Origin of the sequence: Mycolicibacterium sediminis, from assembly GCF_010731735.1 — a bacterium.
Classification (GTDB): Bacteria; Actinomycetota; Actinomycetes; order Mycobacteriales; family Mycobacteriaceae; genus Mycobacterium; species Mycobacterium sediminis.
Map to the genome: position 1 here is coordinate 1,567,520 of NZ_AP022588.1, position 15,342 is coordinate 1,582,861.

The following is a 15,342-nucleotide window of genomic DNA, read 5'->3' on the forward strand; positions in this document are numbered from 1 at the left end:
TTGCGGCGGGTCATGGGCGTGCCCGGACTGGTCATCTTCGGATTGGCCTACACGGCGCCGCTGGCAGTGTTCACGACTTACGGTGTCGTGAATGAATCGACGTCAGGCCATGTGGCGACCGCGTATCTGATCACGCTGTTGGCGGTGCTCTTCACGGCGGGCAGCTACGCGGTCCTGGTCAGGGCCTACCCGGTCGCCGGTGGCGCGTACACCTACTCCCGGCGGGCCTTCGGCGGGAACGTCGGCTTCGTCACCGGCTGGGCGCTGCTGCTGGACTACCTCTTGCTACCCCTCACGAACTACCTCCTCATCGGCATCTATCTGCACGCTGAATACCCGGCGGTGCCCATCTGGCTGTACTCACTCTTGGGGATCGGCGTCGTCACGGTTCTCAGCGTCGTGGGCATCACGGTGGTGCGCAACGCGAATCTGGTCATGGTGGGGCTACAGATGCTGTTCGCGTTGGTGTTCGCGATCCTTGCGGTCAAGCACGTCGTCGAGAACCCGGGTGTCTCGCTCCTGCAGCCCATCTACGACCAAGGTGTCGCCGCGGCGACGTTGTTCACGGGAGCCGCAACGCTCGCGTTGAGTTTCCTTGGCTTCGACGCCATCTCGACGATGTCCGAAGAAGCGCGGGACCCGCGCCGCACGGTGCCGCGAGCAATCATGCTGACCGTCGCCATCGCCGGGCTCATCTTCATCGCGGTGTCCTATCTGGCGACACTGGTGCAGCGCGATCCGTCTGCGATCGTGGATCCAGACTCCGCGGCAATCGAGATCATGGGCATGACCGCCGGGCAGTGGCTTCAGACGTTCTTCCTCTTCAGTTACATGGCCGCGTGTGTGGCCTCGGCCCTGGCCTCTCAGGTTGGCGTTACGAGGATTCTGTATGCGATGGGCCGAGATGGCGTGTTGCCGCGAAGGTTGTTCGGTCGGCTCAGCCGCAGGTTCCAGACCCCGGTCGGTGCGATCGCGTTCGTCGGAGTCATCTCCTTGATGGCGTTGGTAGCCGACCTAGGGACCCTGGCCTCGATCGTGAGTTTCGGTGCGCTGGCCGCATTCTCGGTCGTCAACCTGGCGGTCATCAAGCTCTTCCTCGTCGACGCCACCGAACGCACTCCGTGGCATCTGTTCCGGTACGGGCTCGCGCCCGCGATCGGGTTTCTGCTCACCTTCTACCTGTGGTTCAGCCTGTCTCGTCTGGGCTTCATCGTCGGACTCGTCTGGATCGTCGTGGGCGTCCTGTACCTCGCCGGCATCACCCGAGGCTTCCGCAAGGCCCCACCAGAGATACAGTTCGACGCCGAGCACTCACCATTGACTCCCCACGACGATGACAGGGTCGTAACACCTTGAGCAACAAAACGATTGGCTACGATTTCTTCGCACGGCCGGAGATCGCCGCCCTCCGCATCAGCGACGCGGAGGCGGAGAGTCTCGGGGCGCAACACTTCGGCCACCCGGTGATCGCCGAGTCGCTCGGCAGCCAGCAGGACCAGAACTTCATGCTCACGACCGACGACGGCCGGCGCATCGGGGTCCTCAAGATCGCGAACCCGGTGTTCTCTGAAGCCGAGGTGCGAGCGCAAGATGACGCCGTCCAGCTCGTGCAGGCAGCCGAACCCCAGTTGCGACTGGCCACAGCACTCCCCGGCGTCGACGGGCGGACACACAGAACCGTCCGGCACTCGGACGGAACGTCGCTCATCGCGCGTGTTCTCCGCTATCTGCCCGGTCCCACAGTCGAGGCCGACACGTATCTAGGAGCCGACGTCGCCCGGCAGATGGGTGATGTGTGTGGTCGCGTCAGCAGAGCGCTGCGCTCGTTCGACCATCCCGGACTCGACCGCACGCTGGCCTGGGATCCACAACACGTTCCCGCCGTGACGGAGAAACTCATCTCCTATCAGGACGACGAGGGTCGCCGTGACCAGCTTCTTCACGTCGTGGCCCGGGCGTGGAAGATCCTGGAACGGCTCGGCGGGGAACTCCCGCGTCAAGCCGTACACCTCGACTTGACCAACTCCAACCTGATAGCCGAGCCGGGTGACCCACGCCGCTATGACGGCATCCTGGACTTCGGCGACCTGTGCCGAACGTGGGCCGTCGCCGAACTCGCTTGTACGGCAACGTCAGTCCTGCACCATCCCGGTGCGGACGCACTGTCGGCGCTCCCAACCGTGACGGGCTTCCACGCGGTGCGACCGTTGTCGACCGCCGAAGCCCAGGCAGTCTGGCCGTTGGTCGTGATCCGCGCGGCGATCCTGGTCCTCAACGGCACGATGCAGGTCAGCATCGAGCCGGACAACGAATATGCCGTCACCGGGCTGCACGACGAGTGGCGGATGTTCGACACGGCGGTGGCGGTGCCCATCGAGGTGATGTCCACCCTGATTTGCGACGCGCTATCGCTGCCGCGACCCGGTGGGGTGACGCTCCCGGACGACTACGTTCCACTCGTCGCCGGGCAACCCGCGGTGCTGGACCTCTCGACCACCGCACCGGTGTGGGACCGCGGTGCCTGGCTGCACCCGGATGCCATCGAGAGGGCACTGGGCGCCGCACGCGCGACGGGGGCGAGTGTCGCGGTGAGTGCGTACGCACAACCCCGCCTAGATCAGGCTGCACCCCTCCGGGATACCGAACCCGCCACGTTGCCGACCTTTTGCGACGCATGGTTCTTCGAGGCAACCGCGCTGCGCGCGCCGTGGGCGGGCGTCACTCGAAGGACCGATCACGGCTTCACCCTGTCCGCCGCAGACGACGACGTCGTCCTCGACGTCACACTCGACGCCGAGGACGACGCAGCCCTTCAGGGACTGCAGATCGGCGAGGTGACGGCAGGTTCGGCACTGACGACGGTCGCAGCAGTACGCCGAATCCGCGTTCAGGTGCGCCGCGCGGACGGTCCGGCTGTGCCTCCGTTCGTCGCCCCGCGCTATGGCCCAGGCTGGCTGGCCCTCACCGCCGATCCCGCAGCGCTGCTCAGCGCCCCCGACGGCGACACACCCGAATCGAGTGCTGAACTACTCGAACGCCGCGGCCGGTACCTGGCTGACGTGCAGGAGCACTATTACGTCAGCCCGCCCCGGATCGAGCGGGGCTGGCGGCATCACTTGCTGTCCACCGACGGCAGATCGTATTTGGACATGGTCAACAATGTTGCATTGCTTGGTCATTCGCATCCTCGGTTGTCAGATGCCGTCGGCCGCCAATACGAACTACTCAATACGAACTCGCGGTTCAACTACTCGGCCATCGCCGAGTTCACCGCGAAGATCGCCGCTCGGCTGCCACCATCGCTCGATCAGATCTTCCTGGTCAACTCGGGCTCGGAGGCGGGTGACCTCGCGATGCGACTGGCGCTGGGCACCACCGGCCGGCAGCACCTCGTCTCGATGGGGGAGGCCTATCACGGCTGGACCTACCTCACCGATGCGGTCTCCACGTCGACGGCGGACAACCCCAACGCCCTAACGACCCGTCCCGGGTGGGTCCACACAGTGGAATCCGCCAACTCCTATCGCGGGCGATACCGGGGGGCGCAAGCGCACCAGTACGCGCGGGATGCCGTTGCAGACATCGGCAAACTGGCCGCCGACGGCGTAGACCTCGCGGGGTTCATCGCCGAACCCGTCTACGGGAATGCCGGCGGAATGGCCCTTCCCGACGGGTACCTGAAGCAGGTCTACGCCGCGATTCGCGACGTCGGGGGACTGGCGATCGCCGACGAGGTCCAAGTTGGATACGGCCGTCTGGGACAGTGGTTCTGGGGTTTCGAGCAGCAGGACGTGGTGCCCGACGTCGTCTCGGTGGCGAAGGCGGTGGGCAACGGGTATCCGCTTGGGATCGTGGCGACCACGAAGGTCATCGCCGAGGCCTATCGATCCCAGGGCTACTTCTTCTCCTCGGCCGGTGGCAGCCCCGCGTCGTGCGTGGTCGGGAGCACGGTCCTGGACATCCTCGAGGACGAGGACCTGCAGGGCAACGCCCGTCGTGTCGGCGGGCACCTCGTGGGGCGTCTGCTGGAACTCGCGGAACGGCACTCGATCATCGGCACGGTCCATGGGCACGGTCTGTATCTCGGCGTCGAGTTGGTACGGGACCGAGACACTCTGGAGCCTGCCACCGAGGAGACACTGGCGATTTGCGAACGGATGTTGGACAAGGGCGTGGTCATCCAGCCCACGGGCGATCGGATGTGCGTGCTGAAGGTGAAGCCGCCACTGTGCTTGGACCAGACGGGTGCGGACTACTTCGTGGATGCGCTCGACAGCGTCTTGACCGAAGGCTGGTAGACGACCCGTTCGCGGGTCGGATCAGCAGGCCGTTGGCTCGCGGTCGCGACGACGGCGTAGCGATCTTCACCACCGGCTTGGCGGATAGTCCGAGCGCGTCCTACCAGCCGCGTTCGGCCAGCCGGTGAGGCTGCGGCACATCCTCTACGTTGATGCCGACCATCGCCTCGCCGAGCCCGCGCGACACCTTGGCCAGCACGTCGGGATCGTCGTAAAAGGTGGTCGCCTTCACGATTGCGGCGGCCCGCGCCGCCGGATCCCCGGACTTGAAGATGCCGGAGCCGACGAACACACCCTCGGCGCCGAGCTGCATCATCATCGCCGCATCGGCCGGGGTGGCGATGCCGCCGGCGGTGAACAGCGTCACCGGCAGCTTCCCGGCCCGGGCCACCTCCACCACCAAGTCATGGGGTGCTTGCAGTTCCTTTGCGGTGACGAACAACTCGTCCTCTGACAGCGAGGTCAGCCGGCGGATCTCCCCACCGATCTTGCGCATGTGCGTCGTCGCGTTCGACACGTCACCCGTACCGGCCTCACCCTTGGAGCGGATCATCGCCGCGCCCTCTGTCAGACGCCGCAGCGCCTCACCCAGGTTCGTCGCGCCACACACGAAGGGGACGGTGAACTTCCACTTGTCGATGTGGTTGGCATAGTCGGCCGGTGTCAGCACCTCGGACTCGTCGACGTAGTCCACCCCGAGGCTCTGCAGGATCTGCGCCTCCACGAAGTGCCCGATACGCGCCTTGGCCATCACCGGAATGGTCACCGCCGAGACGATGCCCTCGATCATGTCCGGATCACTCATCCGCGACACCCCACCCTGGGCCCGGATGTCGGCCGGCACACGTTCGAGCGCCATCACCGCGACCGCTCCTGCACCCTCGGCGATGCGCGCCTGCTCCGGTGTGACGACGTCCATGATGACGCCGCCCTTGAGCATCTCGGCCATCCCGCGCTTCACCCGCGCGGTGCCCACCGACGTCGTCATGTTCGACGTCTCTCGTGCAGCCGTGTCAGCAGCTGGGCTTCCGTTCGACGGATGTGGTCGCCGGGCCGGGACGTCACCCGCGGACCAGGACATCGGCGAGCCTGCTCATGGCCAGACCGGGACTCGAGAAGGTCGGCGTGCGCAGACCCTCGTCGGAGACGCTGGCCGCGGCACGCGCCATAGACGCCTGCGCGAGCACGATGGCATCGACAGACGCAGCGAGTTCCTGAAGTGCTTCGGCAATGATCGCGTCGTGGCGGGCGGCATCGCCCGAGGCATTGGCGGTGAACGCTTCGGCAAGCAGTCGGACGTCGAGATCGACTTCGACCGAGGCGTGCTCAGCGCGGCGGCGGACCAGATCCACGGTGGGCGACAGCGTGGACTTTGCGGTTGCCAGCACGGCGATCCGGGGCGTTCGTTCGGTGCCGGCGGCCGCCTTGGCGGTTTCGATCGCCGTATCCACCATCGGCGTGTCCACGCGCAGTACGGGGACGTCCACCAGCTGCGCAGCGAGTTCGACCGCGGGCCCAATGGACGAGCAGGTGGCCATCACCGCCACGGCGCCGCTGTCGGCCGCCGAGACGACATGGTCGACCACGCGGCGAGAGATCGCGGCCGTCAGAGCGCCGTTCGCAAGTGCGTCGGCGAGCAGTGACTCGTCGACGATGTTGGACACTTTGACATCGGCGGGCAGTTTCGCGCCGAGCTCACCGAACACCGGGAGGAGCCCGCTGACGGTGTGAAGCAGTACTACGCGACGGGTCATGACGGATCTCTTTCTCGGAGGCGGGCCAGCAGCTGTTCGCGGGACTGGCAGATGTGGTCGTCGAGCCGCGACACGGCGAGTTCGACATCGCCGGCCTCGATGGCCTCGATGATCGGACGATGAGTGTCGGGCTCTGCAGAGGTGTCCGAGTCGAGGACTTTCGTCAGGATGATCACCCGGCGAGTCTCCATTTGAATGGACTTGAGGTGGTCCAACAAGAGATCTTCGCGGCAGGTGGATGCAATTACGTAGTGCAATTCAATGTCGGCGTCGACCACCGCGAACAGGTCACCCCGCCCGTAGGCATCGTCGAGCCTGGCGAAAGCTGCTCGGATGGTCCCCAGGGGGGCGTCGTCGATGTAGCCGGCCGTCATCGCGGTGCGCAGCGCATAGCATTCCAGCAGTGCGCGGAGATTGAACACTTCGCGGACCCGCTTCTCGCCGATGCTCTGGACGAAGGCACCTCGGTGTGGGTGGATCTCCACCAGACCCCGATCGCGCAGGGCGCGCAACGCTTCGCGCACCGTGCCCCGAGCGGTATTGAGCTCCGCGGCGAGGGTGACCTCGGGCAGCGGTGAACCCGGCGGATACGTCCCGCGGATCACCGCCTCGGCGATGTGATCGATGACGGCATGGGTGAGCGTCTTGGGCCGCGCTAGTCCACGCGGCCGCGCACGCGAGTCATCGGGGTCGGCTTGGACCCCATCAGGGCCCAACGAAGTCGGACTCACGTGAAACCACCTCCAGGCTTTCGTGGATGGTGTTGGCGACCTTCGCCAATTCCTCGTCGGTGATGGTGAATGCCGGCGACACCTGCAGCGCGACGTCTCCGAGGTTACGGGTGATCACGCCGCGCTTGCGGGCTTCGCGAACCAGTTTGGCCAGCACGGCGGGATTCGCCTCCTTGACCTTCGGATCGATGTTTACGGCTCCCAGCAGTCCCACCCCGGCGCGCACCTCGTCGACCAACGGGTGATCAGCCAGCGGGGCCAAATGCGATGCCATCACCGATTCGTATTCGGCCACTCGGTCGACGAGGCTCTCCTTTTCCAGGATGTCGAGGTTGGCGTTGCCCACCGCGGTGGCCATCGCGTGTCCGGAATACGTGTAGCCGTGGCGGAACATCGCAGTCGAGCCGTCCTTCCAGAACACCTCTGACACGCGCGGCGCGATCGCGACCGCACCGAGCGGTGCGTAACCGGACGTCAGGCCCTTGGCCATGGTGATCATATCGGGCTGGATTCCGTAGCGGCCGGCGGAGAACCAGTCGCCACCGCGTCCGAAGGCGGACACCACTTCGTCGACGACGAGCAGCACGTCGTTCTCGCGGCAGATCTTCTCGATCTCGGGGAGGTAACCCTTCGGCGGATGCAGGACACCGCCGGCGCCGATGATCGGCTCGCAGAAGAATGCCGCGACGTTCTCGGCGCCCAGCTCGGTGATCTTGGTGCGCAGCGCCTCGGCATCATTCCACGGCACCTGCGCCACCGATTCGACCATCGGTCCGAGACCGGCGAGGTTGGCGGGCAGGCCCGCGAGCGAGGTGCCGTAGGCGTTCATGCCGTGGTAGGCCCGGGTGCGGCTGATGATCATCTTCTTGCTGGGTTGCTCGACGACCGACCAGTACAGGCGGGCCAGCTTCGCCGCCGTGTCGACTGCCTCAGAACCGCCGCCGGCGGAGAAGAAGATCTTGCCGTCGGGGAAGGGTAGATAGTCGGCGATGCGGGAGGCGAAGAGCTCGGTGTTGGGTGTGGTGAAGACATCGAAGGTCTGGAACGCCGCGAGGTCGATCGCTTGCTGGCGAGCGACGTCGGCAATCTCGGTACGACCCAGTCCGACATTGCAATACCACAGTCCGGCAAGGGAATCGAGATAGCTATTGCCTTCAGCGTCCCACACCGTGCGGCCTTCGCCGCGGACGATCGTCACGGTGTCGTTCTTCACCGCGCTCATCTGAGCGAAGGGGTGCCAGTAGCTGGTCTCGGTCATGATTGTTCTCCTATTGCTGCAGACATGATTGTTTCTTCGTTGAATTCCGGCCGCGTCAGCTCCGCGGTGATCCGACCGTGAGAGAGCACGAGCATCCGGTCCGCCATGCCGATGACCTCGGAGATGTCCGAGGACACCAGCAGAATGCTGCGCCCGTCGTGGGCGAGTTCGTTCATGGTTTCGTAAATGCGTGCCCGCGCGCCCACATCGACGCCGAGCGTGGGTTCGTGCATGATCAGGATCTGCGGGTCGGTGGCCAGCCACCGACCGGCGATGACCTTCTGCTGATTGCCACCGCTGAGTTCCGCGATCTTTTGGTCGACCGAGGAAACGCTGATCTGCATCCCCTTGCGGTGCTGGGCCGTCAAGGCCAAGTCGTCACGGGTACGAATTACTCCGAAGCGTGACAGTGACGGCAGTGCGGCAATCGACATGTTGGCTGCGACCGACATGTGCGGGAGGATCGCGCGGTTCTTGCGGTCGTCGGGGATGTAGGCGATGCCGTGTCGGATCGCGTCTGCCGGACAGTCGATCTCGACAGGCTCACCATCGCGGTGAAACGTCGCCGACGTGGCGCTCGAGCTCACCCCGAACAAGCTGCGCGCTACCTCGGTGGTGCCGGACCCGACTACGCCGTACACCCCGAGGACCTCGCCGGCGCGCAGGTCGAAGTCGACGCCGTCGACGAGATGACGTTTGCGCGGGAGAGGATTCGGGACCCGCAAGTCACGAACCGCCAGCAGCACCTTGCCGGTCTCCGCGACGCGCTTGGGGTACAAGTTGGCGACATCGCGGCCGATCATCGCCTTGATGATCGACGCCGAATCCAGATTGCCCGCAATGACTCCGTTTTCAACCACCCGTCCATCGCGCATCACGGTGATCTTGTCGGCGATCCGGGCGATCTCCTTGAGTCGATGTGAGATGTAGATGATCAGCACGCCGTGATCACGAAAATCCCTGATTCGTTGGAAGAGCACGTCGATCTCGGCTTCGGTCAGGGCGGCGGTCGGTTCGTCGAGCACGACTACCCGCGCGCCTTGGCTCATCGCCCTGGCGATACTCACCAACTGCTTCTGCGCCGCGGTCAGACCACGCATCGGCTGGGTGGGGTCGATGTCCAGCTTGAAGGTCCTCAACCACCGCACGGCTTCGGCGAGCATCGACTTTTGGTCGAGCAGGCCAAATCTCACCTTCTCGCGATTCAGTAGGAGATTTTCGGCCACGCTCATCTCGGGTACTACCTGAAGTTCTTGCGGTACGAGGAAGATGCCGCGTGCCTCGGCGTCTCCGACCGACTGGAAGGTCACCGTCTGGCCGTCGATCGCGATCGTGCCGCTGGCGCTCGACGTGGGGTAGAACCCGCCCAGCAGCTTGATCAGCGTCGACTTGCCTGCACCGTTCTCGCCAAGCAGGGCATGCACTTCGGATGCACCGAAACAGGCCGTCACGTCCTTGAGCGCTCGGGTGCCGCCAAAGGTCTTGCTCACACCCGAGACGGTCACCAGGGGAACGTTTCTGCGCTGCGCTGAATCTCGGAATTCGTTCCCCACGTCAGTCATCATGCACCTTCTTTGTTTGACTGTCAATTGTCGGACAATATGAGGCGACGGCAGTCATGGTGATTGGTCGACCAGAGAAACGGGCCGGTCACCGAGCAGAAGCAGGATTCGCGCCGTCTCTTCGAGTTCCTCTGCCGCGTCGACGGCATCGGCCAGCGTCCTGCCGGCCAGCACCGAGCCGTGGTTGGCCAGGAGCACCGAATGCGCCGAACTCATAGCGCGTCCCACCTCGTCGCCGAGGGCTGGGTCACCAGGAGGCAGGTACCGGACGAGAGGTACTCGCCCCACACGCATCACGTGGTAGGCGGTCAGCGGAGGGAAACAATCGGCCACGTTCAGTCCGGCCAGGCAGGACACCGCGGCCGCGTGCGAGCTGTGCAGATGGACGACCGCCCCTGAGTCGGGCCTCGCGCGATAGGTCTCGACATGGATCGGCCATTCCTTGGACGGTCTGGATCCCGCCAGGTGCTGTCCGTTCAGATCGAGTATCGCAAGCTCGTCGGAGACCAGGTTCCCCAGCGAGGTGCCGGTCGGAGTGATCAGGATCCGTGGTCCGACCCGCACGCTGATGTTGCCTGTCCGTCCTGCCGTGAGTCGGCGATCGAACAGCGACGCACCCTGGCGGACGATCTCGGTCCGCTCGGCTGTCATTGTTCCCGTCATGACGAGGCCGTCTCGACGAGGAAGTCGGCGCCACCGAAGTTTCCGGACTTGAGCAACAGGGTGATCGGGTCGCCGCACACGGTCGTACACCAGGGAACTCCGGGCGCGGCCTCCTCGCCGACGAGAACCTGCTGCACTCCGAGTTCGGTCACCACCGCTCCGGAGGTCTCGCCGCCCGCGACGACGATGCGACGCGCCCCGCGCTCGACCGCGCTCGCTGCAACCCGGGCGAGCACCTTCTCCAAGATCTGTGGAGTGTCCGCCCCCATGGCGAGCGCGCCCCGACGCCGCTGCTCGGCGTCGGCAGAGGTGTAGATGAGCCGCGGCCGGCTCTGGTCCTGTGCCTCGTCCCACGCCACGGCGGTCGCGATGAGGGCATCGGAGTCGGACGTCTCGCCGGGATCCAGTCGCAACGCGGGCATGGTGAGCTGCGCCCGCCGTACCTGCTCCAGGGTCGCCTCTGAACAGCTTCCGGCTAGGACCAGGGTCCCGCCCGAGGCAGCGGGCGCACCGAAGTCGCCGTTCGTTTGGCGCTCTGGCGGCCGCGCCGCTGCCATGGTGCGCCCCAGTGCCTCGATCAGGCCGGCGCCACCGCTCAGGAGGCCATCATCGTGACCGACGGCGATCGTGTCGAGATCGGCTTCGACGGTGGCATCCGCGACGATGTGCCGAACACCCTGCTCGACGAGACTCTTGACGTGGTCCATCGCAGCCTCGTTACCGGCACGTACCGCGTTGAGCGGCAGCGACCCCACCGTGGATTCGGTCTGCATCGACAGCCAGCGCACCAGATTCGCATCGGTCATCGGTGTCAGCGGATGGTTGCGCAGCGGGGATTCGCTGAGCAGCCTGTCGCCGACGAACAGGTAGCCGAGGTAGGTGGTGCGCTGGTGGAGCGGTGTTGCCGGACAGACGATCGTGTAGCGAGCGCTGGTCAGTGTTCCGAGGGTGTCCAGTACCGGGCCGATATTTCCCTGGGGCGTGGAGTCGAATGTCGAGCAGTACTTGTAGTAGTACCGGGTGATTCCGTGTCCGCGCAGCCAGCCGACCGTCTGCTCGACGCATGCGCATGCGTCGGCGGGATTGGCGCTGCGAAACTTGATTCCAACCACCACTGCGTCGCATTCCTGCAGCGTGCTGTCGGGATTCGGGGCGCCGAAAAGCATGACGACGCGAAGTCCACTGCGGCGCAGGGCGGCTGCGGCGTCGGTACCGCCCGTGTAGTCGTCGGCGATGACGGCGATGCGTGTCATGCGGTTCCTCTCGTGCTCTTCTGCTGGTCGCTCATGCCGCTCCGCTGGCCGTGGTGAGTTCATCTCGTTCGATCATGTGACCGACTGCCGTGCAGGCTTTCTCGTGTTCGAGAAGTCGGCTTCGAGCCTGGGATCGGGTGACGGCACGAAATCGGATCCGCTGCCCGGCGCCGGCCTGGCCGAGCAACCACATCGACGCGGCGGTGACGACGTAGGGAGTGATGAAACCACCCTGGCTGGGACCGTCGACCGGCAGCACGATCGGAGACGTTCCGGCCAGATTCACCCCACCGAGCGGATACCCGGTGTTGACGACGTTCGAGGGGTCGCTGCCATTGTCCGGGGGTTTCGTCGTGGCCCTGCCTGAGAAGCTGAGTCCGGGGCCGATCAGACGGCAGCCGGTCCGATCACTCTGGGCGGCCACCGTCCAACTCGACCCAAGAAAGGTGCGGTGTCCGGCGCCATCCAGCCAGTCGCCATGCGGGCCTGGTGTGACGTCGATTTGAGCTGTCTCGGAGAAGTCGGGAATCGCGTTCGGCGACAGGAACTGTGGGCGTATCCCCAAAACTTTGCGAATCGGGATTCGCATCCCTGCGGCAAGGGCGGCACCATCGACACCGCCAATACCCGCGCGGGCGAATGTCGACCTGCTGCCGAGCACGGGTGCGGTCTGAATGCCGCCTGCGACGGCCAGATAGCTTCGCAGTCCCCGACTCGCCGTGCCGATCTGGATCTGTTGTCCCGCAGCGATCTCAAGGGTCTGCCACATCGGACACCGTTGGCCATCGATGGTTACCTGCGTTTCAGCCCCGGTCACGGCAATCGTCGTCGGCGCTTCGAACACAAGGGTGGGTCCGATGAGCTGGATCTCTAGACCGGCGGCTGATGGTGGATTGTTCAGTAGGGCATTTGCGATGCGAAACGACCGGTCATCGTAAGGTCCGGACGGCGGAATGCCTGCTGCGCGTCGGCCGCGCCGCCCAGGATAGTCCTGAACGGTGGTTTCCATTCCGGCATCAATCACACGAATCATGCGGCGGCTCCGTACTGCCGGTGATAGCGGCGGAGGTCGAACGTCTCCTCTTCGACGACGACGTGCTCGTAGTCCCCATTGCTGACCTCGGCCTCGATAACGGTGAACTCGTCGACGTCGATCCTGCGGAACCGGACCCGGTCGCCGGGGCGAAACAACACCACCGACCCGTCGAACCCGGCCTGATGGGTGCGGTTCAGCCCGTAGATCGGCGTCGGGGTACGACCTATGAGGTGGTAGCCACCGGGTGTCTCGAGCGGATAGATCGACGTAAACCCCCCACCAACGCCGACACCGCCAGGAACGGTCCAGATGCGAGGCGGATCGTACTTGGGCACGAAAAGACGGCACTCGGGGTCGAGCGGGAACATGTCGGGCAGGCCGGGCCAGAAGCCGACGCCGGCAACCCAGTGCTCGGTCGAGCTGTGCCGTTGGTAGACCTGGTCACAGTCGGACATGCCGTTGGCTCGTGCGACGTAGGTCGGATTATGTTCGATTGGCGCGACTTTGGCCCGGTAATCGTCCACGCAGGCCGCTGTCCACGGGTCGCCGTAACACACCGGGATCTCGATCAGCCTGGACACGTGCGAGAGCGCGGCATCGTCACCAATCGCGGGTATCAGTGCCTGACATTCGTGCTCGATTGCCTCCGCGTCGGCCGTCAACGGGTCGAATCCGAGAAGCACCGAGGCGAACATCGGCACGATATCGACCATGCCGGGGATTGCGGCGTCCTCCAGTAGGCCGGCCAAACGCAGGGTGCGCAGGCTCATCCTTAGCCCGCCGCACCGTCCCAGCTCGATCAGGATGTGCTGTTCTCCGCATGGCAGTACCCGGACTTCCTCTGGGGCGTCGACTGACGCGGTCACGAGTTGAACCCCACGGGGGACGCCCACGGCTGGTGTCCATCGTGTGTGAGGATCGACCACAGCCGAGCCGCCACCTCTGGGGCGTTGGGACCATCGCTGTGCATGCACACGACATCGGTCTGGAACGAGAGTCTCGTCACGCCGTCACTTGCCAGTGTCGACCCAGTGGACACCACGTCACGCACCCGTCGCGACATCTGTTCCACGTCAACGGGTCCGGGGGACCGAGTGATGATCAGCCGACCGTCCGAACTGTAGTCACGGTCTGCGGTGAACTCTGGGACCGGGTTGAGCCCACGCTCCTGAGCAATCGCAAATGTCGGTGTGTCCGTCATTGCGATCCATGGAAGGCCAGGGTCTATGGCCTCGATCGCGTCGGCAAAGGCGTGGGCAAGATCAGGCTCCCATGTCATCGAGTAGAGCACCCCGTGCGCCTTGACGTGCGACAGCGATGTCCCAACCGCTCCAAGGATCGCTTGGAGTGCGCCGATCTGATAGATGACCATGTCGGTGAGTTCGGTCGGGGAGACGTCCATCCGCCTCCGCCCGAAACCCTGCAAGTCGGGCAACGACGGGTGGGCACCGCACAACACGCCGTGTTCTACAGCGCTCTCGGCGGCGCGGCGCATCGTCGAGGGATCACCTCCGTGGTACCCGCACGCGATGTTGGCCGTAGAGAGGAATGGCATTACCTCGTCGTCGAATCCGACACGCAGCCGGCCGTAGGATTCGCCGAGATCGCAGTTGACACCGCGGCGCAAGACTGATCGGGTCACCGCCTCAGGCATTCGCCCGCCGTCCCCGGATGTCGATGTAGACGGCCACCAGGAGCACGACTCCGGTCACGATCATCTGGTAGGAGGAGTCGATGTTCATCAGCCCCATACCGTTGATGAGCGTTTCCAGCAGAAGTGCGCCGAACACGGCACCAGTGGCGGTTCCTATGCCGCCGAAGAGACTGGTGCCGCCGATCACGGCGGCACCGATCACCGACAATTCCAGCCCTACTCCAGCGTTGGGGCTGCCGACACCGGTGCGCGACAACAGCATCAGACCGGCGATGCCGTACAGCGCGCCCATGAACACGAACACGATGAAGGTCAGCTTGCGCGCGTTGATGCCGGCATAACGTGCGGCCTCGGCGTTGCCGCCGATCGCGAAGAGCGAACGACCGAATCGGGTACGCGACAGTATGAAGGTCACCAGAACCAGGACCACCACCATGATGGCTGACGGCAACGGGGCGCCTCGGTAGGACATCATGACCAGGGTCGCAGCCGCAGCGGCTACCAAGGTCAGTGCGGCTGGGATCAGGACGATCGAAGTCAGTGACGCCTCGATGCCGACCGATCGGCGGGCGCGGAAGTCGCGGTACTTGACCCAGATGAACGCCGCCAGCAGGGCAACGGTGAGGGGGACGAAGACGTTCGCGGACAAGAATGTCTGGGAGATGAACGATGTCGAGTTGCCTGCCGAGACCGTCGATCCGTCGGTCAGGGCCAGCGCCAGGCCACGCAACCCCAGCAGGGAGCCCAGCGTGACGATGAAGGACGGTACACCGAGTACGGCAACCCAAAAGCCCTGCCAGACGCCAATTATCATGCCGATGCCGATCGTCGCCACGATCAGCATCGGGGTGGACAGCGCCAGCCCGAAGCCATTGGTCGAGTCGACGAGTAGGGCGGAGAAGACCGCGCAGAAGCCGACCGACGACCCGACCGAGAGGTCGATGTGCCCGGCCACCATGATCATCACGACGCCCGCCGCCAGCAATGCGGTGATGGCCACCTGAACGGTCAGGGTGGTGAGGTTACGTGGCGTCAGGAACAGACCGTCGGTGAGGACCTGAAAGGCCAGCCACATCAGAATGAGAACGCCGATCAGACTCAGCGCGCGGAACTGGCTCACCGGTACGCCAAGC

The 15,342-nt window shown here is 64.9% G+C and carries 13 protein-coding genes; 2 read left to right on the forward strand and 11 right to left on the reverse strand.

The genetic code is table 11. The features are described from left to right. The first annotated feature begins 12 nt into the window (after window positions 1–12). Window positions 13–1,356, forward strand: a complete 1,344-nt coding sequence (locus G6N64_RS07605; protein WP_163796320.1) for an APC family permease — start codon at window positions 13–15, stop codon at window positions 1,354–1,356. Then, entirely contained in the window at window positions 1,353–4,298 is a 2,946-nt protein-coding gene (locus tag G6N64_RS07610) for an aminotransferase (protein ID WP_163796322.1), read from the forward strand. The genes G6N64_RS07605 and G6N64_RS07610 overlap by 4 nt, the downstream gene beginning before the upstream one ends. Window positions 4,299–4,398: 100 nt before the next feature. Here G6N64_RS07610 and pdxS read toward each other — a convergent pair whose 3' ends face one another. The 11 genes from pdxS to G6N64_RS07665 form a co-directional block, all read right to left on the reverse strand. Further along, window positions 4,399–5,286: a pyridoxal 5'-phosphate synthase lyase subunit PdxS gene (gene pdxS, locus G6N64_RS07615; RefSeq protein WP_163796324.1), complete on the reverse strand. Its 888-nt coding sequence runs from the start codon at window positions 5,284–5,286 to the stop codon at window positions 4,399–4,401. Between the two features lie 73 nt (window positions 5,287–5,359). After that, window positions 5,360–6,052, reverse strand: a complete 693-nt coding sequence (locus tag G6N64_RS07620) for an aspartate/glutamate racemase family protein (RefSeq protein WP_163796325.1) — start codon at window positions 6,050–6,052, stop codon at window positions 5,360–5,362. Continuing rightward, window positions 6,049–6,783 carry a GntR family transcriptional regulator gene (locus G6N64_RS07625; protein WP_246231014.1) on the reverse strand — a complete coding sequence of 245 codons (735 nt, stop codon included), beginning with the start codon at window positions 6,781–6,783 and terminating at the stop codon, window positions 6,049–6,051. Before G6N64_RS07625 ends, G6N64_RS07620 begins: the two co-directional genes overlap by 4 nt. After that, window positions 6,758–8,041: an aminotransferase family protein gene (locus G6N64_RS07630; RefSeq protein WP_163796326.1), complete on the reverse strand. Its 1,284-nt coding sequence runs from the start codon at window positions 8,039–8,041 to the stop codon at window positions 6,758–6,760. The genes G6N64_RS07625 and G6N64_RS07630 overlap by 26 nt, the downstream gene beginning before the upstream one ends. Next, entirely contained in the window at window positions 8,038–9,531 is a 1,494-nt protein-coding gene (locus G6N64_RS07635; RefSeq protein WP_163796327.1) for a sugar ABC transporter ATP-binding protein, read from the reverse strand. The genes G6N64_RS07630 and G6N64_RS07635 overlap by 4 nt, the downstream gene beginning before the upstream one ends. 126 nt (window positions 9,532–9,657) lie before the next feature. Further along, window positions 9,658–10,254: a class II aldolase/adducin family protein gene (locus G6N64_RS07640; protein WP_246231015.1), complete on the reverse strand. Its 597-nt coding sequence runs from the start codon at window positions 10,252–10,254 to the stop codon at window positions 9,658–9,660. 8 nt (window positions 10,255–10,262) lie between these two features. Then, window positions 10,263–11,519 carry a 3-oxo-tetronate kinase gene (gene otnK, locus G6N64_RS07645; protein ID WP_163796331.1) on the reverse strand — a complete coding sequence of 419 codons (1,257 nt, stop codon included), beginning with the start codon at window positions 11,517–11,519 and terminating at the stop codon, window positions 10,263–10,265. Window positions 11,520–11,550: 31 nt separating this feature from the next. Next, a complete protein-coding gene (locus tag G6N64_RS07650) occupies window positions 11,551–12,552 on the reverse strand; it encodes a 5-oxoprolinase subunit C family protein (protein WP_163796333.1) in 1,002 nt (333 codons plus the stop codon). Continuing rightward, on the reverse strand, window positions 12,549–13,421 hold the full coding sequence (locus G6N64_RS07655; RefSeq protein WP_163796336.1) for a 5-oxoprolinase subunit B family protein: 873 nt from the start codon (window positions 13,419–13,421) through the stop codon (window positions 12,549–12,551). Before G6N64_RS07655 ends, G6N64_RS07650 begins: the two co-directional genes overlap by 4 nt. Beyond that, complete coding sequence (locus G6N64_RS07660; protein ID WP_163796337.1) at window positions 13,418–14,209, reverse strand: 5-oxoprolinase subunit PxpA; 792 nt, start codon at window positions 14,207–14,209, stop codon at window positions 13,418–13,420. The genes G6N64_RS07655 and G6N64_RS07660 overlap by 4 nt, the downstream gene beginning before the upstream one ends. Next, on the reverse strand, window positions 14,202–15,329 hold the full coding sequence (locus G6N64_RS07665; protein ID WP_163796339.1) for a sugar ABC transporter permease: 1,128 nt from the start codon (window positions 15,327–15,329) through the stop codon (window positions 14,202–14,204). Before G6N64_RS07665 ends, G6N64_RS07660 begins: the two co-directional genes overlap by 8 nt. Window positions 15,330–15,342: the final 13 nt, after the last annotated feature.